Here is a 22,696-nt window from a genome sequence, read left to right as displayed (position 1 = left end):
CTTTTTTTATGCCTTTAATATACACAAACTTATATGATGTATATAATCTCACGCATAAGAAAAACTAATTCTAAGCTTGGTTATTATGTCAAGACGGGTACCTCCATTAAACGCATTAAAAGCCTTTGAAGCGGCTGCGCGTCATTTAAGTTTTACTAAGGCTGCAGAAGAGCTCTATGTAACGCAGGCGGCAGTAAGTCATCAAATAAAAACACTTGAAGAGCATTTAGGTTTAAAGTTGTTTTTACGTAAAAACCGCTCATTATTATTAACTGAAGAAGGCCAAGGCTATTTTTTAGATATAAAAGAGATTTTTACTCAGCTTATTGATGCAACTGAAAAGCTATTAGCCCGTGGTGCTAAGGGCTCATTAACAGTTAGTCTAACACCAAGTTTTGCTATTCAGTGGTTAGTGCCTCGTTTGAGTTTGTTTAATGAGTTACACCCAGAGATAGACGTGCGAATAAAAGCACAAGATCAAGATGAAAACTCACTGACTGATGACGTAGATATTGCTATTTACTACGGAAGAGGTCATTGGAATGGCGTACAAGCGTACAAACTTCATACCGAGTATTTAGTACCACTTTGTAGTCCTATGTTATTAAGCGGATTAAAGCCGCTTGATCAACCTAGTGATTTAGCGCATCACACCTTATTGCATGACACCACACGTAAAAACTGGAAAACGTGGATGAAAACTGCAGGCGTGCGTAACATTCAGGTAAATCAAGGACCTATATTTAGTCACTCATCAATGGTGTTACAAGCTGCAGTACATGGGCAAGGTGTGGCAATTGGTAATAGTGTATTAGCTAAACCCGACATAGATGCAGGGCGTTTGGTTATTCCGTTTAATCACAGTCTAGAAAGTAAAAATGCATATTACTTAGTGCTTCGCGAATCGCAAACAGAGCTTGGTAAAATAGTTTCGTTTAAAGAGTGGATGCTGAGCTTAGTAGAGCATGAGCAAGAACATGAGTATTAATAATGATTGAATGGTTTAAAAGCACCGCACAACCTGCAATTGCACAGTTTATATTTGCGCATGGTGCAGGTGCCGGTAGCGATTCTGACTTTATGCAACATATGGCAAAATTAATAAGCGAGCAAGGTGTTGATGTTGGTTTATTTGATTTTGAATATATGCAAATTGCTAAACAAACTAATAAACGTAGGCCTCCTGAGCGAGCGCCAAAGCTACTTATTTATTATGAGCAAGTGCTTGGTCAGGCGCAGCCAGATTTACCGTTATTTATAGGCGGTAAATCGATGGGCGGACGCATGGCATCAATGCTTGCGTGCAGCACAGAGCAAAGACTTTCGGGTGTTATTGCATTTGGTTATCCATTTCATCCGCCGGGTAAGCCAGAAAAGTTACGCACCGATCATTTTGCTGATATTGTTTGCCCTTTTTTAGTATTACAGGGCGAGCGAGATACATTTGGTACACGTGAAGAACTGCTTACTATGGAAATGCCAAAACAGCCTTTACTCACATGGCTGACTGATGGCGATCATTCATTAAAACCACGTAAAAAAAGTGGCGTAACTGAACTGCAAAATAGAGAAACAGCAGCGTTAAGTGCCGTTGAATTTATTAAGCAACAAGTAGAGATGTGTTAAGACTCGATTAGGGGATTAGATGATTAAATTATTTTTAATGGCCGGCAGTATTTTTTGTATGCTCTCGGTTATGTTAGGTGCATTTGCTGCCCATGGTTTAAAAAGCCGTTTATCGGAGTATTCATTAGGGGTTTTTAAAACTGCTGCTGAGTATCAAATGGTGCATGGCCTTGCACTTATTGCGGTCGCTATTTTAATTAAATGGGGCATAAACCTGAGTTGGGCTGGTGGCTTTTTTATAACGGGCACACTACTTTTTAGTGGCAGTTTATATTTACTCGCTCTAACAGATATGAAGTGGCTAGGGCCGATAACACCGCTTGGTGGATTGTGCTTTATTATTGGTTGGATTGTTATTTTAGTGCAAGTCGCACGATTTAAGTTTTAAAGAGTTTAAGGGTTAATATGTCTAGTGTTGTGATTTATTGTCGTAGTGGTTTTGAAAGCGATGCCGCTGCTGAAATAACGTTTCATGCTGCAGAGCAGGGTTTTGCAGGGTATGTAAAAGCAAAGCCAAATACAGGTTATGTTGTTTACGAATGTTTTGAAGCGCATCACAGCGACGAAATAATCAAAAAAGTCGATTTTAAAAATATGGTGTTTGCACGCCAATGGTTTGCCGGTACATTACTTGAAAACATGCCAGTAGAGGACCGTGTAAGTGCAGTAGTTGAAGCTGCTAAAGATTTTACATTGTGCTCAGAGCTGCGCGTAGAAACGCCAGATACAAATGAAGGCAAAGAGCTTTTAACGTTCTGTAAAAAAATATCAACGCCGCTTAAAAAAGCCCTCGAAAAACAAAATACAGTACTGCGTGAGCCAAAAGCAAACCGCCCAGTAATGCATGTCATGTTTTTAACAAACAATACGGCTTATGTTGGTTACTCGTATAGCTTTAATAATTCTCCATTTTTCATGGGTATTTTACGCCTTCGTATGCCAAGCGATGCACCGAGTCGTTCAACGTTAAAACTCGACGAAGCGTTTAATGTATTTATTCCTGAGCAACAACGTGAATCACGCGTGGCAGCAGGTATGCGCAGTGTTGATTTAGGTGCATGCCCGGGTGGTTGGACTTATCAGCTTGTACGCCGAGGTATGTTTGTAAGTGCGATTGATAACGGCCCAATGAATGACGATTTAATGCAAACGGGTCAAGTTAAACATTTTAGAGCCGATGGTTTTAAATATCGCCCAGAAAAAAGAAATATTACTTGGTTAGTGTGCGATATGGTGGAAAAACCAACCAAAGTGACTACGCTAATGATTGACTGGGCAGTAAATGCATACGCAAAAGAGTTTATATTTAACTTAAAACTACCTATGAAAAAACGCTTTGATAGTGTTTATGAATGTCTTTCGATGATAAGAAAAGAGCTTGAGAAACATAGCATTAATTACGAGTTACAAGCTAAACATCTCTATCATGATCGTGAGGAAATAACCGTTCATTTAAACGTTACTAAGGTGCCACAAAATTTGTATAGTTAATATGTAGAGGCTAAAAGTGGTAAAAAACAATATTAATAAATGGCTAAGTTTACTTTTTTTATCACTTTTAATCACAGGTTGTGGCGGCGGCGGAGAAGGTAGTGATTCAACTACGCCCTCTGGTAACGCTGCGCCCAGTGTTACGCTCTCTGTTAGTAGTAACGTTATTGTCTCTAACCAATCGTTTACTATTACTGCGCTTGCAAGTGATAGTGACGGGCAAATAGCCAATTATCAATGGCAACAACTTAGTGGTCCTGAATTTACATTTATTGTTAATGGCAATACGCTTACAGCTACTGCACCGAGTGTAACCACTGACACGACCTTTAGTTTTTCAGTTACTGTTACTGATAATTCAGGTGCTACTGTACAACAAGTATTTTCAGGCACTATCACTTCTCAAAATAATGCACCTACAGTTAATATTACAGGCCCAAGTAGTGCACTTGCTAACACACAAGTAAGCTTAGTTGCTAACGCTCAAGATACAGATGGAACCATAAGCACTATTAGTTGGATTCAGTCTGCGGGAGATAATGTTGATTTTAGCCAATCAGATGGTGTACTTAGTTTTACTGCCCCCAATGTATCTGAAAATACAACGCTAGGCTTTAGCGTAACCGTAACTGACAATGCTGGTAAAAGCGCTCAAGCGAGTAAAACGGTTTTAATTAATCAAGTAAATAGCGCGCCAACAGTCATTGTTACAGGCCCAGAAAAAGCTGAAAAAGATGACAGTGTAACCCTAGTTGCAGATGCACAAGACAGCGATGGTAGTATTAATAGCATAACCTGGCAGCAAACAAGTGGCCCTGTAGTTGAACTTACCCAAACAGAAACAAGTATTAGCTTTAATGCGCCCACTGTTGCGCAAAATACCAATGTAACGTTTGTAGTAACTGTTACCGATGACGATAACGCTACAAATAACGCCCAGAAAATAGTTGTAATATTAGCCCCAAATAACCCACCGACTGCCGATGATGTAAATATAAATGTGCAATATAACCAAGCCACAGAATTTAGCTTAGTGGTTAGCGACGCGGATAACGATAGCGTACAGATTGACTTTGGTGATGATTTAAATGGAGCGCAAATCAGTGTTATTGATGACCAAGCCTTACGTTTTAGTTACACACCTCCTGCAAACAGTATCACTCCACAAAGCTATACGTTAAAGGCGACTGATACAAAAGACACAACTGAATTTGTATTGAATGTTACCGTTGTTGATTCAACGCCCGCTACAATTAGTAATGTAACGCCCCAAAATAGTAATGAACCAGTATTTGTAGATAGCCCTGTTAGCATTACATTTTCAGATATTATGCTCGTGAGTACTTTAGCCGTTAACTCTAGCAGTGGTACTTGTACTGGAAGCGTACAAGTGTCAGCAGATAATTTTACTACTTGCTTGGCCTTAACTATTGAAAGTTTGTCGGGTACTACCAGCGACACAAGTACTTATTTTCATACTGTAAATTTAAGCGCAAGCTTTGATGAAGACACTCAATATATTGTTCGTGTTACAGCTGATTTAGCTAATTTTGATAGCACAACTATTTTGGCGCAAACTGCCACCTCGTTTACAACTTCTAGCCAAGATATAAAAATAACAGAGCTTTCATCTGTGCAATTTAGTAATGACTTACCTTGGATTGAACTTTATAACGGCACCGGTGCGACAGTAAATTTACAAGACTACTCTCTTAAAGCTCGCAGTATTAATATGTCTGATAGTACGTTGAGTGATGAGCAAGTATTTACGCTGCCTAATAAAGAGCTTTTAAATGGCGCCTATATTATTTTACAAAGCCGCTTTGGCGATGACTTTTTAGCAAGTGCGTCATTAAATAACACTAAGCTTGTGCTTGTTGGTAGCGCGAATGATCAAATTAGGCCTTATTGGTACATAAATGGTTTTGCAGAATTACTTAATAGTGCGGGTACACAAACTATCGACTTTGTTAAGTTTGGAAATTCAACCCAAGAGCCTGTAACAGCCTCGCAGTGGCAAGGCGAAAATGCTGCACAAATACCGCCAGAGCAGGGCGCCAGCTTAAAGCGTACGCTCGGCGCAACCGATACTAACCAAAATACAGACTGGAACTACTCAGTATTCAATACTCCGGCAGGGCCTAATGATATAACTTGCTCAATAGATGATGATGAAGACGGTATTCCAGATTGCGCAGAGGTAGAGGGGGCAACATTTGGTGGGCTGCCTTTATATGAATGGGGAGCGCGTACTTCACAAAAAGATATATTTATTGAAATAGATTATATGGATAGTAGTGATGTTGGAATAACGCCTCATCGAACTGCACTTGAAAAAATTGTTAGTGTATTTGCAAGTAAAGGCTATACCGTTCATTTTGATGTAGGTGACTTATTTGATCAAAATAGCGATATTGCGCCGCAAAACTTTGATTTAGGTGGCGGAAATGTTGTCCCTTTTAATAGTTATACTCCGTTTGAGTACGATTTAAGTAGCCCTAATTTGTTTGCTTATAAAATGGAATATACCGATATAACCCGCAGACCCATCTTTCATTACTTATTAATGGCAAGTAGTGGAAATGAAGATGGCAGTATTAGTGGGTCGGGTATTGCTGAGATCAGCGGTAATGATTTAATGGTAACTATGGGCGGCTGGGGCTTAACGCTCGATACGCAAATAGCAACCAATGTAACTTATAATTATCAAGCATCAACTATCTTTCATGAGCTAGGCCATAACTTAGGCTTATACCATGGTGGCGATGAAGAGGTTAACTTTAAGCCTAATCATTTAAGCTCTATGAATTATTTATATCAATTAGCGGGTTTATCAACAATAGGTAATAACGAAGGCGATCGTTATTATGAGCGTTTTTATCCCGGCAATGCTAGCTGCGATATTACACCAAATACTAATAGTCATTTAGGCTCTACAGATGATTTTATTATTGATTATTCAAGTGGTAGTTCAGCAGATTTAAATGAGAGCACAATACTTGAAGCACAGGGGCTAAATCGAAATGGCTCACTACCTGTTGATTTTAACTGTAATGCAATTAACACCGAAAGCTTAACCAGCTTTGATACTAACCAAGATAATACAATATCAATACTTAGTGATGTAAATGAGTGGAGCATGCTTAATTTGCAGTTTTATATGCAAAGTGCAGGTAATCGATTTGGCGTGCCAAATACTAATAATAGTAAGGTGTATAATTTACAAAGCTCACCTACTAATATTGAAACGCTGCCCAGTTATATAAAAGAAGCGCAGCCAAGTAGTGCAATTATTGCTGAGTTAAAAGCAATTAAAGAGCAATAGTATGAAACTAGGGTTAAGTATTAAGTTTATTGTTTGTAGTAGTTTTTTAAGCTTACTAATAGCGTGTAGCGATACTAACAATGCACGTGAATGGTTACTAAAAAATGACAATTTATATTACAAAAATATAGCTATTGACTGGCGAGTTGAATCAGTAAAGGGCTGTAAGACATGCGTTATAGACCAAGATGTTGTTTATCAGCCTGAAGGCATTAGTAGTTATAATACGTTAATGCAGAGTCAAAATTGGGTGGCGGTACATGAGTTAAGTAAAATCAATGTTATCCGTTTAAAGATGCCAGACCAAACACCTTACTTATTCGTAGAGCGTATAAAAGGGCGAACACTAAAGCTGTTTGATCAGCAGCAAAACTACAGTATAAAAATTGGTGAAGTTACAGCCGTTAATTTTAACAATCAGCGCTTTAGTATTTTGATTAAAAAATTTGAAGAAGTAGATAAACAAAGTGTCGCATTACCAAGGCGTGCATCGCTTGAGTTTATTGCTTTAAAAATAGATTAAAAAAGCACCTTAGGTGCTTTTTTATCTCGGGTGCCGTGACCTTTGAATATTGAAAAATCAGCAACCTCTTAATTAACTACGGTATTTTGGTCGATAATTATCGACCCACAAACGTGTTGCACCACATACAGCTACAGGCATAACTATTAAGTTTACAAAGGGTATAGCCGTTAATAACATAACAGCAAAACCAAACCCGTATGATAAACCTTGCTTAGATTTTAAATCGTCTTTCATCTGCTTAAAGCCAATTTTATGGTTATCAAACGCATAGTCTTCATACTGCACCGCGTACATCCAACAGGTAAACAAAACCCATAGTATTTGGCCAATGACAGGTAAAACCCAAAGTAGTATGAAAAAACCAATAGCGCGAGGAAGGTAATAGCACAACTTCGTCCACTCACGGGCAAGCATTCTAGGTACATCTTTAACTAATTCGGAAAAACCATCATCGTTAATTTTTTGACCCGTTAAATAAAGCTCAACTTTTTCGCTTAATAAAGCATTGAATGGGGCTGCAATAAAATTAGTGATTATAGTAAATAGCATACTGTAGCTAAATAATACGACTAATACAGCAATTGGCCACATTAGCCATTCAAGCCAGCTTAACCATTCTGGTAGCATGTTACTGATGTAGCTAAAGCTATCACTTAGCCATCCAAATAAGAAAAACAACGAACTACCAAATAGCAGAACATTAATTAAAAGCGGTATAAGTACAAAGCGCTTTAACCCTTTTTGGCTAATTAATTTAAATCCCGAAAAAAAATATTCCATACCTTGTGTGATCTGCACTGTAACCTCAAAAAATATTTACCATTAGTTATAGTATAAATAGCTTAATAATTTTAAACAGTATTTTTAGGTAACAAAGTGTTTAAGTTAAATAATAACAACGGCCAGTTTACTATTTTCTCCTCCCAGCTTAATAAGCGACAATTAGTTTTCAAGCTGTATATATTGGCACTATGGCGTAACTAAGCGCTAACTTAGCTTGATTTTTTGGCAGTGCAAAGCGTACTATAGCTGATCTAGCCACTCTAGGCTTAGGCATCGTTTTGATGCATTGTGGAGAAATTAGTAAAGTTGCCGCGTCAGTGCGTTGCAAAAATAAAGGGTATTAATAGTGATGTACAAAAATCAGGAAGTAATTTTACGATTGCGCGCTAATATTCCAGCGTTTGAATGCGTAAAAGGATGCCACGACTGCTGCGGGCCAGTAACACTTTAGTATTTATGCGACACGCAGTTTGTGTTGCATAATCGCTTGTTGGACTGAGGCGCTACCTGCTCGGTGTGTCAGAGTTGGTGTTGTTTATGCTATGGGAATTTGCTTTTTAGAGGCTCTAGCTAAATCAGCTAATTTAATAAGCTTACCTATTATAATTTAAGCTTTCCCTGCATTGCTCAGCGTTTATTATCTATTCATTAAACCGAATGTTTAACCGTTAAGCAAGGATATTTTTCGCTCGCACAGTCGCTATTAGCCTGAGCAATTAAGCAGGTTAACTTATTGATTTGATGCAGCAAGCAAGGCTGCTAACTCGTTCGCGCTATTTTATTTGTCGCCTCATCTAAATTCATCACACCAATAAATCGTAAGGTACCCGTCTTGCATGACTGGCAAGACCAATGGGGTATTAATCGTTCTTGCTCTACCTTCGGCTTCACCGCTTTGCATGGGGTTGCTGATACTTGAGCCTTTATTAACCCTAACTTTCGCTTGCGACACGCATTAGCTAAAAAGCCATAGTGACGAATGCGCATAAACCCTTTGGGCAATACATGTTGTAAGTAGCGCCGTAAAAATTCATCACAACTCAGAGTCATGACTTTATCGCGGTTGTTATCTGCATAATCGCGGTATTTAAAGCTCACTGTTTCTTCAGTCGCTGACACTAATCGCGATTCTGACATCACGCCTTTTCGGGTATAACGAGCAAGGTAACTAACTAGCTTTTCACTGTACGTTAAACAGGCTTTGCTATACACGCACCATTTGGTTGGTGTGCTTACCTTCGCGAATGAACTATCGCATTCATTGAGCGCCGCGAGCATTTTCCCTCTAAACACTGTTGATAATGCTTTAACGGGGTATAAATAGCCTTTTTTTATTTCATGCCAGTGCGCTTTATCAAGCGCGCCTGCGGGTATCAAGCAATGCAGGTGAATATGCTGACTTAAGTTCTGCCCCCACGTATGCAGTACGCTTGTCATGCCTAACTGGCCATGCCTCTTTCGTTTCGCAAATTTACACAGCGTTTGCCATGCAGCTTTAAATAAACAGTGATACAACGCGTTTGGGTTGTAGTGCGCAATGATATTTAACTCATGCGGGAGCGTAAAAACAAGGTGGAAATAGCGACACGATAATAAATCCTCTTGTTGTCTTTGCACCCATTTAGCCGTAGCCATCCCTTGGCAACGTGGGCAATGACGGTCTCGACAACTACACCCAATTTGTTGTACTTCACTACAGTTATCACATTGCCATGCTTGATAACCGAGCTGACCCGTTCTGCATGATTGAAGGTGTTGGCAGACTCGTAACTGCTGATAACTCATTATGTGGTGCTGCCGATAATTCCCAAGGCCAGAATTTAAAATATCAGCGAGGTGCAAGCCTCTCATTGGTTTCCCCAACTTGCGAGTAAATCAATACCACCATGCCCTAATTCAGGTAACCAGTGTAAGTAACTTTGCGTGGTTCTAATGTCACTGTGACCAAGCTGATGTTGAAGTTGATGAAGCGGCATCCCTAACTCAAGTTGATGTGTTGCATAAGCATGGCGTAATACATGTGGATTACAGTGCTTTAAACCACACATTTGTGCATGTTTTTTCAATGCCTTTCTGAAGCTTGAGGGTGACATAGGTTTATCCATTAACCATCGTGAATAAAACATCCAGCCCGTTGGGTGATACATTTTCCAATAGCAACGTAATTGATTTAGCACGCTATCTGATACAACAACATAGCGTGACTTATCTCCTTTACCATGTTCAATTAAAATGGTTTTACGCTGTCCATCGATGTCTTGCACTTTGATGCGCAGCAGTTCGCCAATACGCAAACCACATCCATAACACACCACTATCAATGTTTTTAAGCGCATATCCGTGCAACTTTCTATAAGTCGTCGAATATCATCACGCGATAAATAAGTAGGTGCCCGAGGTTTTGCTTTAGGCAAGGCTATGTCTAAGTTCAGTGGGCGGTGTAAAATATTCTTAAACAAAAACCAAATGCTGTTTATTTGTATTTTTTGACTCGCTCTGGAGAGCTTGCGAATGGCGGGATCTTTAAAAAAGATATTCAGCTCATCATCAGTAATTAAATCGAGTGGTTTATTAAAATAATGGCTGAGTTTAAGTAAATGCTCGCAGTAACTTTTACAGGTACTTTGTGAATAACCACGGTAGGCTATTTCAATTTTGACTTGTTCAATGAGTGTATTCATGACTTACCTCCAAATATGGGATAACCCCAAGGTAAGTGTGGCTCAAATGGTCAGAATAGGATCTCCGCGTAGCGGCTTAGTTCAACAACGTCTTCAGAGGAAATGTCGCACTTACCGGTAAAAACAGATGCGGAGCATGAAGCGGCGTTAAACGAGTTCAATTGTGTGCATCTTGGCCCCAATGGCTGCACTGTATATGACGAGCGCCCATTAATTTGTCGCTTATTTGGTACTACGCCAAGAATGCCTTGCCCTAATGATCGTCGACCAGATGAGCCTGTTGACCCTAAAATTGAGCGCGAAGTACATCACTTTATAGCAAACACGCGTCAAGTATTAGTATAAGTATTGGTATTTATTAAAGTAATTAAGCGCTTATTCAGCGCTTTTTTTATGTGTGTTATACGCGTTGCTAATAATTTAAAAACTATCAATAAATTTACCCAAAATATTATCTTAGTTATTTTTACAAAAATACTATCAATACATATTAAATATATTGCGAGATTAATTATGTATCTTGTTCTATCGCTGTACTTTCCATCTCTTTATTTATATTGCTATTTCTGTTTTCCTAACCCCTTCAAAATTGTTGTTTTATATTTGTTTGTTATTAAAAATAGCTGTAAGCAAGGCTTTACTATTGTGTAAATTCACTATTAATAATTAGAGTACCGTTGGATTAGGTGGCTGAAAAGGGTAAAATATTTACAAGTTGGCAGTTAAGATATTTGTTATGGCATTTTCTAAACTCGGAATAAAGTAAGATCGAAAGATAATTTAACCTTTTGATTCGCGTCGCTTCATTTCGTATTTAGGGTGGGTGTTGTGGTATGTCGCTATGTCGGTAACTAAAAATCCATCAAGAGACGATAAATGAGCACTACTGGAGTAACAAAACAACATGAGGATGAGCATTCATCTACAATAAAGTATTTGGCAGGGGTAGATATACCGGTATTTTTAATCAGTGGTGGCATTCTTGTGCTATTTGCTGTGCTAGCACTTTATGATATTGATTTGATGTCGAGTTGGATCAATACCGCCTTTGCTTTTTCTACTAAGACGTTTGGTGCCTTTTGGCAAATATTATTGCTTTCGACCTTTATAATTGGGTTGTTTTTAGCCTTTGGACGTACCGGAAAAGTGGTATTAGGTGGTTTAAAAAAGCCAGAGATTAACACCTTTAAGTGGATCAGCATTATTATGTGTACACTCCTTGCTGGTGGTGGGGTGTTTTGGGCTGCTGCTGAGCCCATGGCGCATTTTATTTCGCCGCCGCCAATTTTTGGTGGTGAGTCAGGGATTAAAGAGGCTGCATTTAATGCTTTAGCGCAAAGCTTTATGCATTGGGGGTTTTTAGCCTGGGCTATTTTAGGCAGCCTTACAGGCATAGTTTATATGCATTTACATTATGAAAAAGGTTTACCGCTTAAGCCACGTACTTTGTTGTATCCGGTATTTGGTGAGCGCGTAATGAAAGGCGCATTTGGTGCTATTGTCGATTCGTGTTGTGTTATAGCTGTAGTAGCAGGCACGGTAGGCCCTATTGGTTTTTTAGGGTTGCAAGTAAGTTTTGGTTTAGAAAAGCTATTTGGTATTCCAGATACTTACACCACTCAAGTGGCTATTTTATTTGGTTTAATTGCAATTTATACTCTATCTGCTGTAAGTGGCGTCACTAAAGGAATTCAATTACTCAGTCGCTTTAATGTAATTTTAGCCGTAGCGTTAATGCTGTTTATTTTGCTGATGGGGCCTACAGCTTTTATTTTTGATAGCTATATTCATTCGTTTGGGCTTTATATTAATAACTTTATTCCTATGGCCACGTTTCGTGCCGATACCGCCTGGTTAGACTGGTGGACGGTATTCTTTTGGGGCTGGTTTCTAGGTTATGGACCTTTAATGGCTATGTTTGTTGCACGAATTTCACGCGGCCGTACTATTCGTGAAATGATCACGCTTATCTCAATAATTGCTCCTGTTATTACTTGTTTTTGGTTTACGATAGTGGGTGGTTCAGGTATATTTTTTGAGTTAGCAAACCCGGGTGTTATTTCAGAACCCTTTGCGGGCTTAAATTTACCCGCTGCACTGTTGGCCATTACTGAGCAGCTGCCTATGGGCTTTGTTATATCGGTGTTGTTTTTAATTTTAACCACAATATTTGTAGCAACCACGGGTGACTCCATGACCTACTCTGTATCTATGGTAATGACGGGTAACGATCATCCGCAAACACCCGTTAGAGTGTTTTGGGGCATTATGATGGGGGTCATGGCAGCAATATTAATTTCGATAGGTTCAGGTGGTATTTCTGCACTGCAGTCGTTTATTGTAGTAACCGCAGTACCTGTATCATTTGTGTTGTTACCATCACTTTGGACTGCCCCACAAATTGCGAAAAAAATGGCTACTGAGCAAGGTTTATAAGCAATAGGTATTAAAGCTAAATAAAGGATTGATTGCCCAACGTGAGGTAATCAATCTTATTTATAGGTTAGCGCCCCCTGCATCGAGTCTAGAGTGGTCGGGGTTTTCTACCAAGACCCCCACACCGAGATAATTTATTTTTAGCCAAATATCTTCGTCAATTCCGATCTCATGATTAACTGAGTGATTTTTGTTTTTTTCAATTTTTTCAGCGCTAATCATATAACTGTTATCACTTTGAAGTGAGGTAGTTATACCAACCTGCATAAATATTTGATCAATTTAACGAATTAAATTGCACTATAACGTTGTTAAAAATTTTTTATTTAGAATAACTAGATACAAAAATTTTTGCCTAGTTCTAACGTAATTTTCTTAACGTTAAATAGACGCCGTATATAAGCAGATTGGTATTAAATCGACCCTTGAACAACAAATAATGGTTAACGCTTGCTTGTCATCAGTGGTTATTAAGTTGGTTACACCGCTGCTATAGCTAGGGTAACGTCTACCTAAAACGCCCGCATAAAGTAATGCTAATACGACTAATCTGTATGTTCTTTTTATTATTTAGTGCACTTAATAGCGATAAGCCTAGTCCTAGAAGCAAAATAGGGGCGGGTATAAAAGCAGGATCAATCAATACTAAAATTGGTGTAGCAATAACCCCGAAGCCAAAACCAAGTAAACTTTGCAGTGCAGCAGCACCAGCAATAAGGGTTAAAGCAAGGATTAAAATTAAAGGCTCGGTGAGCATAATCACATAGCAAAGAGGCATAACGATTAAGTTTATAAATGGTATAGCGGTTAATAACATAACAGCAAAACCAAATCCGTACGATAAACCTTACTTAGCTTTTAAATCGTCTTTCATCTGCTTAAAGTCAATTTTGTGGTTATCAAATGCATAGTCTTTGTATTGCACCGCACGCATCCAACACGTAAATAAACCCCATAATACTTGGCCAATGACCGGCAAAACCCAAAGTAATATAAAAAAGCCAATAGTGCATAGAGGGGAGTAGCACAGCTTTGTTCACTCACGGGCAAGCATTCCAGGTACATCTTTAACTAATTCAGAAAAGCCGTCATCGCTAATTTTTTGGCCCGTTAAATAAAGCATTGAATGGGGCTGCAATAAAATTAGTGATTATAGTAAATAGCATGCTGTAGCCAAATAATACGACCAAACTGCGATTGGCCACATTAACCACTCAAACCAGCTTAATTACCCGGATAGTATATTATTTGTGTAGCTAAAACAGTCGCTTAACCAGTAAGATAAAAAACAACGAGCTACCAAATAGCAAAATATTAATTAAAAGCGGGGTAAGTACAAAACGCTTTAACCCTTTTTGGCTAATTAATTTAAATCCTGAAAAAAAATATTCCATACCTTGTGTGATCTGCACTGTAACCTCAAAAAATATTCACCATTAGTGACAGTATAAATAGCTGAGTAATTTTGAACAGTAACTTTAAGTAACAAAGTGTTAGCTTTAATGTTGCGGTTTTGGTTATATAGTAACTACAGGTGTTTAGTAATATGCAATTATGATTAATCAATGTAGACCCGGTTAGTTTTTTATTAATAAAAGAATGAACTTACTAATCATGACTATACTGAACTTTACTACGTAGAAAAAAGCATCTGCCAGAGGCTTTTTGTTGTATCAATATGTATAAATAATGCGAGCAAGTGAAAATGGGTACGGATAGGTTAAAAAAGTTATTATCTCACCAGCAAGGCATTTTATCTAAAATTGCATTAGGGGTACCTTTAAATGAGGTGCTTACTGAAATTTGTTTATCAATAGAGCAGATTATTAATGATGAGTCTGCTAGGTGTTCTATTTTATCAGTTAAAGGCGATCAGCTTTTTCATTGCGCAGCCCCTAATATTCACCCAGAGTACTGTAGTTTGCTTAATGGAGTTCACATAGGGCCAAAAGTAGGTTCATGTGGTACTGCAGCATTTTCGAAATCGCGCACAATTGTAGAAAATATTGAAACCTCACCGCTTTGGGAGGACTTTAAAGATTTAGCGCTAAAGTTTGATCTTAAGTCATGTTGGTCAACACCTATTTTTTCAACTCAAGCTGATTTGTTAGGCACCTTTGCTATTTATCACAGCACCCCTAAAGCCCCATCAGAGCAAGATTTAGAACTAATAGATTTTTTTGTACACTTTTCAAGTATTGCTCTTGAGAAAAGTAACGAATTTGAGAAGGCAAAACAGCTTGTCTTTCATTTACAGCACAGTAATGAAAAATTTAAAGCCTTCACCAAAGTAATGCCCGATCTCATCCTCATTTTAAGTGAGGATGGCACATATACCGATGTTTATGGTACCTCTAATGAGTTACTGCTTGATTCGACCACGGATCTTATTGGCGAAAATGTTAAAGACCTACTTCCTCAAAAAGATGCGCAGATGATAATGGATGTCATCGAAACAACACTCTCGACTAACGAGATGCAAATATTTGAATATGAATTAAATGTTCCCAAAGGGGGCATAGTTTTTGAGGGACGAGCTGCCGCTCTAGATCATTACAATCCCAGTAGTCCTACAAAAAGACATGTAGTGTGGATGGCCAGAGATATTTCAATAAAGAAAAAGGCTGAGCAAGAAGTTCATAAGCTCGCATTTTACGATCCATTAACGAATCTTCCAAATAGAAGGATGCTTAGCGACAAGTTAAGCCGATGTGTAGAGAGTGTTAAGCGTAACAAAAATATAGGGGCATTATTATTTTTAGACCTAGATAACTTTAAGCGTATTAATGATTCACTTGGGCACAGTGAGGGTGATGAAGTACTTGTGGAATTATCAAAAAGGTTAAGCGCAATAATAAAAGGCTCAGATACACTGGCCAGAGCGGGTGGTGATGAATTTATTATTTTGCTTAAACACATAGGGCAAAATACAAAGCAGGCAATTCTAGAATGTAAAGCCGTTGCTAAAGAAATTCAAAGAGCTTTTCATGATAAGTTTGAAGTGGGCAACCTTGCATTTCAAGTAAGCTGTAGCATCGGTATTTGCCTAATTGATAGCGTAAACGCACAGGCTGACAATATATTAAAATTTGCAGATACTGCTATGTATTGTTCTAAAAATAAAGGGGGTAATAGCAGCAGCTTTTACGACCCAGCCTTGCAAACACTACTTGAAAAGCAAACAGAGCTAGAAACCGACATAGTGAGAGCAATTGCGTCTAATGAGTTTTGTGCTTACTTTCAGCCACAAGTTAATACGCAGGGTGATGTTGTTGGTGCTGAAGCACTTATTAGGTGGAACCATCCTCAAAGAGGGCTGATAACAGCAAACGAATTCATACCTATTGCAGAGCAATACGGACTTATTCAAAAACTACAAAATATTGTTTTGCATGATATATGTATTTTAATTAACGAGCTTAAAGCAAGCGCTATCATTGACGACTCGTTTAGTGTTTCAATTAATATTAGTCAAAGTCAGTTCAATTCATCAAATTTAAAAGGTGAGCTGTTCAACACTATCAATGAATTTGATATTCGAGCATCACAAATTAAGTTAGAAATAACCGAGTCAATGCTCTCTAGTGATATAGATTATACAATTAGGCAAATGAAAGAGCTCATTGCGGCTGGCTTTTTATTTTCGATTGACGATTTTGGAACTGGATACTCTTGCTTAGCTTACTTAAGTGCGTTTCCTGTTAAAGAATTAAAAATAGATAAAAGCTTTATTGATAAAATTTTAGATAATGAGATTGGTTTTAATATCGCGCAAACAATTATCAGTTTAGGAAAAAGCTTAAACTTAGTGGTTGTTGCAGAAGGCGTAGAAACAACAGAGCAGTATGACTTACTTAAAAAAATGAATATTGACACTATGCAAGGCTACTTAGTTGCAAAGCCGATGGATAAAGAACGTTATTTAAAATGGCATAGTGCTAATAGCAATCCGCAATAATACTTAATCAATTAGAGGGATTAAATCTGGTGGTAACTGTGTTAAAAAATTCTGCCTTGTTATCGACACGATTTTCTTATCTCAAAATAGATCATTTAATTGAGCAAATTGGTACGAAATGCTCTTAGAGCTTAATTACCTAAAGGCCAATATTTACTAATTGGTAATAACCTAACAAAAACTCCCCATATGCAAAGTCATTTTACTTTTTCTAGCTGCTAAAATTCCCCAAACTATATGCTAAATAAGGACTAAAGATTTTTTGGTTAAACAATGCTAAGCTATGCCCGCTTGAATATATTATTTAAAGCTTAATAAACTTATAACAATGAATGGAAGCTTTATGCAGTTAGTCGATTTGAACCCTAATGATCCCGATGTAGTAAATGTATTTGACGATATAGACCGACTTATAAATTCTTTATACCCTGTTGCTACAGCGCAGTCTCTGGAGTTAAACGAATTAACCTTACCTAATGTGTATGCTATTGGTTTAAAAACTGATGAAGGTATTATTGCCTGTGGTGCGATTGTAGAGAAATTTGATACTCAGCCTTATGGCGAAATAAGACGTTTATATGTAAAACCAAGTCATCGTGGTAAAGGGCTATCAAGACGCATTATGCAGATTTTATTACATCAAGCTGGCGAAAAGCAAATCCCGTTAATACGTTTAGAAACAGGTCCAAAACAAATAAAATCAATCAATTTATATGAAAATTTAGGCTTTAAACGCTGTAGCAGTTTTGGCTCATATGTAGATAATCCACAAAGTGTATTTATGGAGTTAGGGCTTAGCCAATAAGCTTATTAACGCTACGACATGTTAAAGCTTAATATGTCGTAAATATCTGGCCTCATTATTACCTTGTAATAAAAGTCATACTCAAACTATTAACTATAAAAGCAGCTTTTATAGTGATGCAAAAAATACTTCACTGTTTTTAACACCTGTCTTCGTATAAAATCTGCCTCGATAATTAGTGACTAACTTACAAAGCGAGAATTTTTATCTTTTCTAAAAGTAGCAATAAACAAATGAGCGAAATAACAGTAGTAACCCACAATGGTAATTTTCATGCAGATGACGTTTTTAGTATTGCGGTACTTAAACATGTTTTGCCAACGTTTAAACTGGTACGTACTCGCGATAAAGCGCTTATAGAGAGTGCCGACTTTGTAATTGATGTAGGTGGCGAATACGATCCTGAAACTAATCGCTTTGATCATCACCAACGCGGTGGTGCAGGCGAGCGAGAAAATGGCATTCCTTTTTCATCATTTGGTTTAGTGTGGAAAAAATACGGCTTAGCGCTGTGTGATGATAACCAAGCCGTGGCTGATAGAGTGGATTCAGGCTTAGTTTCAACCATTGATGCCATTGATTGTGGTCATGTTGAAGGCGTATCAAAAGGAATAAGCTTGAGCCAAACAATCTCAATGTTTAACCCTACGTGGGAAGAAGAGAGTAACTTTGATACCTGTTTTGATGAAGCTGTTGAATTTGCAGCTCGCATGCTCATTCGTTTTATCGCCTCAGCTCACGGTAGTGTAAATGCAAAGGCGATCGTTGCTAAAGCAATCGAAAATGCAGAAGATGCCAGAGTTATAGTGCTTAAAAAATACACACCGTGGAAAAAAACAGTGCATATTTTATCAAGCGATGCGCTATACATGGTTTACCCATCGCATTCTGGGCAATGGATATTACAAACAGTACCCGTTGAGCCTGGCTCGTTTGAAGATAGAAAACCGCTTCCTAAAGCATGGTCAGGTTTATCTGATCAAGCGTTTGTAGATGAAACCGGTATTGATGACGCTGTGTTCTGTCACAATGGCTTATTTATAGCGGGCACTAAGTCGTTTGAAAGCACAATGAAGCTTGCCACTATGGCGCTTAGCGAATAACAACGCAGATTCATAACAAATACTAAGCATAACAATTTATATAGATTGTTATGCTTGTTATCTTAGCGTGGAGCATTATGTTTGAACTAAAAACAATCGCACTTTTTACTATTACAGCCTTAGCAGAAATAGTGGGTTGTTATTTGCCTTACCTTTGGCTTAAGCAAGATAAAAGTATTTTACTTTTAATTCCTGCGGCTTTAAGTTTGGCACTATTTGCATGGTTGCTATCTTTACATCCTACTGCAGCAGGGCGCGTGTATGCAGCTTATGGCGGCGTATATATTTGCGTTGCGCTATTATGGTTATGGGTTGTTGATGGCGTAAAGCTTACTATGTGGGATATTATCGGTGGTTTAGTTGCACTGCTAGGTATGGCAATAATTATGTTCGCACCAAAAAGTGCATAGCTGGCTCATACCCAATAAATAAAAAGCGCCTATTTATAGGGGGAACCACATATAGGCCCTGCCTTGGCTAAAAACTAAATGCACAGCTGCAATTTCTACCTCCAAAGATAAACACGCCCTAGTGCTATTTAAAGCCCTACCTCGATTATTTTCAAACTGCCAATAAAATATAACAACTTCAGTACGACAGGTAGTACCTAACGCTACATATGTGCCAAGCAACTATTGAAGCTGGTGGATGTTATGCTGAGCGTTTTAGAAGCGCAAATTATATTCAATTTAAAAATACATAGGTATTACTTAAACACAACACGTTGGCTAAATAGCAGTAATTTGAGGCGTTGAGAGCGCCTTGCTCTAATCCATCAAAAGTAAATTCTATAAACAAAGTAACTCAGATTAATTTTAGTGAATGAGCTAACTCATTTTTGCTAATAAAATTTATAATGAGTCATTTAAAAACAGCCATTTTTTACAACTTTTCTTATCTTTAATAATCATCAAAGTCCTATTTTATATACGCTAGCGAGCAATACGTGATTGGTTGTTTTATCAACATTAAAAATCACTCGTTACGAGTAAAAATACTTGTTGGACTTAAATCTCTATTTTTCTTTTAATGCGCGGCACTAGCCGAGTCGGCATTAATTAAATAAAAGAGAAAGATAAATGAAAGAAACAACATCACTAGAACAAGCTCGTACGAGCTACAATGTTCGTCATTGGAGCCAAGGTTTTTTTGGTATTAATGATCAAGGTGATGTGTATGTTGCGCCCAAGGCTCATGCCCCAGAGCAAACCATTGCATTAACTGATATCGCAAAGCAACTACAAGATAAAGGTTTAAGCTTACCTGCTTTAGTTCGTTTTCCGCAAATTTTACACCATCGTGTACACAGCTTATGCGGCGCATTTAATACTGCGATTGAAAACTATGGTTACCCTAAAGACTACCTATTAGTTTACCCAATAAAAGTAAACCAACAACGTGAAGTGGTTGAGGAAATAGTAGCAAGCCAAGCACAAGTAGAAAAAAAGCAACTTGGTTTAGAAGCAGGCAGCAAGCCTGAACTACTTACAGTACTAGCACTAGCTGAAAAAACCAGCGCCGTTATTGTATGTAATGGCTACAAAGATAAAGAATACGTACGTTTAGCACTTATTGGCGAAAAGCTAGGTCATAAAGTGTATATCGTACTTGAAAAGCTTTCTGAGCTAGACATGGTGCTTAGCCAAGCAAAAGAGCTTAACGTAAAACCACGCATTGGTATTCGTGTACGTTTAGCGTCGCAAGGTAAAGGTAAATGGCAAGCGAGTGGCGGCGAAAAATCAAAATTTGGTTTATCTGCATCGCAAGTTTTACACGTAGTTAATCGTTTAAAAGACGCAAACCAGCTTGATTTACTTCAGCTAGTACATTTTCACTTAGGCTCACAAATGGCGAACATTCGTGACGTACGTTTAGGTGTAAGCGAAGCGGCGCGTTTTTACTGTGAGCTACGTAAATTAGGCGCAGAAATTGATTGCCTTGATGTAGGTGGTGGTTTAGCTGTTGATTACGACGGTACACGTAGCCAGTCGCATAACTCTATGAATTACAGCTTAGCTGAATATGCAAATAACATTGTGTACACCATTGGTGATACATGTAAGCAATATGAGCAACCAATGCCGACTATTATTTCTGAGTCGGGTCGTGCGCTTACAGCGCATCATGCTGTGCTTATTTCTAATGTTATTGGTACTGAAAGTTACACGCCAGAAGAGTTAGTAGCGCCAGCGGCAGATGCACCACTTTTATTAAAAAACATGTGGGCATCGTTTGTACAATTAACTGATTTAACGGATGACCGTGCATTAATTGAAATTTATCACGACAGCCAAGGTGATTTAGCTGAAGCGCATAACCAATTTGCACTCGGTTTATTAGACTTAGCGCAGCGTGCGTGGGCTGAACAAATTAATATTCGTATTTGTTATGAACTTAACAAGCACATGGATAACAAAAACCGTTTTCATCGTCCTATTATTGACGAGTTAAACGTACGTTTAGCCGATAAGTTTTTTGTAAACTTTTCGTTATTTCAATCGCTTCCAGATGCATGGGGCATTGATCAAGTGTTTCCGGTATTGCCATTAAGTGGCTTAACTGAAGCACCAAAAAAACGTGCTGTATTACTTGATATAACCTGTGATTCAGACGGTGCACTTGAGCATTACGTAGATGGACAAGGCATTGAAAGCACACTACCTGTACCAGAGTTTAGCGCTGATAAACCTTATTTAATGGGCTTTTTCTTGGTGGGTGCTTATCAAGAAATTTTAGGTGACATGCATAACTTGTTTGGCGATACGCACAGCGCAATTGTTAATATGGATGAGCAAGGCGTTGCAAGTATTACCGAGATAAACCAAGGTGACACTGTTGCCGATATGATGCGCTATGTACATTTAGATGTTGAAAGTTTTCAGCAATCATACGAGCAGTTAGTAAGCACTAAAATTGAAAAACACGAACAGCAAAGCGTTTTAGACGAGTTGCAAAGCGGCCTTGATGGCTACACTTATTTAGAAGAGTTATAAGCAATGTCGACATTGTTTGGTCACGCAGATCACTCATTGTACTCAAATGGGATGACGTTTTTACGTCGTCCTATGGTGCAAAATATTAATGCAATTGATGCTGACGTAGTCGTTTTAGGCTTACCGTTTGATTTAGCGACATCGGGTCGCCCTGGTGCACGTTTAGGCCCTGATGCAATTCGTCGTGCATCGGTTCATTTAGCATGGGAAGACACTAAGTACCCGTGGACGTTCCCGTTATTTGAGCGTTTAAAAGTGGCAGACGCAGGGGACTTTACTTACCCCGTTGGCGATCCTGAGTATTTTACTGCGCAACTAGAAATGGCTGCTGAGCAAATACTTCTCCAAGGTAAAACGCTATTAGGTTTAGGGGGCGATCACTTTGTGACGCTTCCGCTATTACGCGCTCATGCAAAAATACATGGCAAAATGGCGTTAGTGCACTTTGATGCGCACACAGATACCTATAGCAACGGCTCGCGATTTGATCACGGCACTATGTTTTATCATGCACCAATGGAAGGGCTAATTGATGTTGAGCACAGTATACAAATAGGTATTCGTACCGACTTTGATCAAAGCAAACATGAGTTTGCTGTGATTGATGCAATGCAAGCCAACGATTTACATGCAAATGATATTGCAGCGCAAATACTTGAACGAGTAGGTGACCTACCTGTTTACTTAACGTTTGATATAGATTGTTTAGACCCTGCGTTTGCGCCTGGTACAGGCACTCCTGTGTGCGGTGGTTTAACGTCAGATAAAGTACTTAAAGTACTGCGTGCACTAAAAGGCATAAACATGGTAGGTATGGATGTGGTAGAAGTATCACCTTCGTACGACCAAAGTGAGCTTACCGCTATTGCCGCAGCAACCATTGCGAGCGAATTACTGCATTTGTGGACGCATAAAAATAAGTACTAATTATATAACTTAAGTACTACAAAAAAGGGTATGCGCTTGCAT

Annotated in this window: 18 protein-coding genes and 2 pseudogenes; 14 read left to right on the top strand and 6 right to left on the bottom strand. The window is 38.4% G+C overall.

What is annotated here, in order from left to right:
• The first annotated feature begins 85 nt into the window (after positions 1-85).
• The 6 genes from PARC_RS11720 to PARC_RS11695 are packed head-to-tail and all read left to right on the top strand — an operon-like array spanning position 86 to position 6,965.
• Positions 86-988 (top strand): transcriptional regulator GcvA, encoded by a 903-nt coding sequence (locus tag PARC_RS11720; RefSeq protein WP_002958561.1) that lies wholly within the window; start codon positions 86-88, stop codon positions 986-988.
• 2 nt (positions 989-990) lie between these two features.
• Entirely contained in the window at positions 991-1,626 is a 636-nt protein-coding gene (locus tag PARC_RS11715; RefSeq protein ID WP_010554720.1) for an alpha/beta family hydrolase, read from the top strand.
• A gap of 19 nt (positions 1,627-1,645) precedes the next feature.
• Positions 1,646-2,014, top strand: coding sequence for a DUF423 domain-containing protein (locus PARC_RS11710; protein ID WP_007583972.1), 369 nt, complete (start codon positions 1,646-1,648; stop codon positions 2,012-2,014).
• Between the two features lie 17 nt (positions 2,015-2,031).
• Positions 2,032-3,117 carry a 23S rRNA (cytidine(2498)-2'-O)-methyltransferase RlmM gene (gene rlmM, locus PARC_RS11705; RefSeq protein WP_007583974.1) on the top strand — a complete coding sequence of 362 codons (1,086 nt, stop codon included), beginning with the start codon at positions 2,032-2,034 and terminating at the stop codon, positions 3,115-3,117.
• Between the two features lie 16 nt (positions 3,118-3,133).
• Complete coding sequence (locus tag PARC_RS11700; RefSeq protein ID WP_010554721.1) at positions 3,134-6,442, top strand: PKD domain-containing protein; 3,309 nt, start codon at positions 3,134-3,136, stop codon at positions 6,440-6,442.
• A 1-nt stretch (position 6,443) separates the two neighbouring features.
• Entirely contained in the window at positions 6,444-6,965 is a 522-nt protein-coding gene (locus PARC_RS11695; protein ID WP_010554722.1) for a hypothetical protein, read from the top strand.
• Positions 6,966-7,037: 72 nt separating this feature from the next.
• Here PARC_RS11695 and cysZ (PARC_RS11690) read toward each other — a convergent pair whose 3' ends face one another.
• From cysZ (PARC_RS11690) to PARC_RS11675, 3 genes are all read right to left on the bottom strand, one after another.
• On the bottom strand, positions 7,038-7,748 hold the full coding sequence (gene cysZ, locus PARC_RS11690; RefSeq protein ID WP_010554723.1) for a sulfate transporter CysZ: 711 nt from the start codon (positions 7,746-7,748) through the stop codon (positions 7,038-7,040).
• 762 nt (positions 7,749-8,510) lie between these two features.
• Complete coding sequence (locus tag PARC_RS11680) at positions 8,511-9,602, bottom strand: IS91 family transposase (protein ID WP_096058057.1); 1,092 nt, start codon at positions 9,600-9,602, stop codon at positions 8,511-8,513.
• A complete protein-coding gene (locus PARC_RS11675) occupies positions 9,599-10,432 on the bottom strand; it encodes a tyrosine-type recombinase/integrase (RefSeq protein ID WP_010555537.1) in 834 nt (277 codons plus the stop codon). The genes PARC_RS11680 and PARC_RS11675 overlap by 4 nt, the downstream gene beginning before the upstream one ends.
• 84 nt (positions 10,433-10,516) lie before the next feature.
• Between PARC_RS11675 and PARC_RS11670 the strand changes: the two are divergent.
• A pseudogene (locus tag PARC_RS11670) lies at positions 10,517-10,777 on the top strand (YkgJ family cysteine cluster protein); the annotation flags it as partial.
• 531 nt (positions 10,778-11,308) lie between these two features.
• Positions 11,309-12,868 (top strand): BCCT family transporter, encoded by a 1,560-nt coding sequence (locus PARC_RS11665; protein ID WP_010555386.1) that lies wholly within the window; start codon positions 11,309-11,311, stop codon positions 12,866-12,868.
• Between the two features lie 60 nt (positions 12,869-12,928).
• On the opposite strand, the gene PARC_RS21560 is transcribed toward PARC_RS11665, so the two are convergent.
• From PARC_RS21560 to cysZ (PARC_RS21780), 3 genes and pseudogenes are all read right to left on the bottom strand, one after another.
• On the bottom strand, positions 12,929-13,135 hold the full coding sequence (locus tag PARC_RS21560) for a hypothetical protein (RefSeq protein ID WP_010555385.1): 207 nt from the start codon (positions 13,133-13,135) through the stop codon (positions 12,929-12,931).
• A 241-nt stretch (positions 13,136-13,376) separates the two neighbouring features.
• Positions 13,377-13,625 carry a hypothetical protein gene (locus tag PARC_RS21625; protein WP_167381323.1) on the bottom strand — a complete coding sequence of 83 codons (249 nt, stop codon included), beginning with the start codon at positions 13,623-13,625 and terminating at the stop codon, positions 13,377-13,379.
• A 12-nt stretch (positions 13,626-13,637) separates the two neighbouring features.
• Positions 13,638-14,262: pseudogene (cysZ, locus tag PARC_RS21780) on the bottom strand (sulfate transporter CysZ); the annotation flags it as partial.
• Positions 14,263-14,573: 311 nt separating this feature from the next.
• Between cysZ (PARC_RS21780) and PARC_RS11650 the strand changes: the two are divergent.
• The 6 genes from PARC_RS11650 to speB all read left to right on the top strand — a co-directional run bounded on the left by PARC_RS11650 (position 14,574) and on the right by speB (position 22,654).
• On the top strand, positions 14,574-16,826 hold the full coding sequence (locus PARC_RS11650; protein ID WP_010555380.1) for a sensor domain-containing phosphodiesterase: 2,253 nt from the start codon (positions 14,574-14,576) through the stop codon (positions 16,824-16,826).
• Positions 16,827-17,169: 343 nt separating this feature from the next.
• Positions 17,170-17,631: a GNAT family N-acetyltransferase gene (locus PARC_RS11645; protein WP_007583982.1), complete on the top strand. Its 462-nt coding sequence runs from the start codon at positions 17,170-17,172 to the stop codon at positions 17,629-17,631.
• A 233-nt stretch (positions 17,632-17,864) separates the two neighbouring features.
• Entirely contained in the window at positions 17,865-18,734 is an 870-nt protein-coding gene (locus PARC_RS11640) for an MYG1 family protein (protein ID WP_010555379.1), read from the top strand.
• A gap of 77 nt (positions 18,735-18,811) precedes the next feature.
• Positions 18,812-19,144, top strand: coding sequence for a YnfA family protein (locus PARC_RS11635; RefSeq protein WP_007378102.1), 333 nt, complete (start codon positions 18,812-18,814; stop codon positions 19,142-19,144).
• Positions 19,145-19,813: 669 nt separating this feature from the next.
• Positions 19,814-21,727, top strand: coding sequence for a biosynthetic arginine decarboxylase (gene speA, locus PARC_RS11630; protein ID WP_007378101.1), 1,914 nt, complete (start codon positions 19,814-19,816; stop codon positions 21,725-21,727).
• Between the two features lie 3 nt (positions 21,728-21,730).
• Positions 21,731-22,654 (top strand): agmatinase, encoded by a 924-nt coding sequence (gene speB / locus PARC_RS11625; protein ID WP_010555378.1) that lies wholly within the window; start codon positions 21,731-21,733, stop codon positions 22,652-22,654.
• The last annotated feature ends 42 nt before the right edge of the window (positions 22,655-22,696 follow it).

The organism is Pseudoalteromonas arctica A 37-1-2, assembly GCF_000238395.3.
Taxonomy (GTDB): Bacteria; Pseudomonadota; Gammaproteobacteria; order Enterobacterales; family Alteromonadaceae; genus Pseudoalteromonas; species Pseudoalteromonas arctica.
The sequence above is the reverse complement of the archived record's forward strand: the minus strand, read 5'-3'. Positions and strand labels throughout refer to the sequence as shown.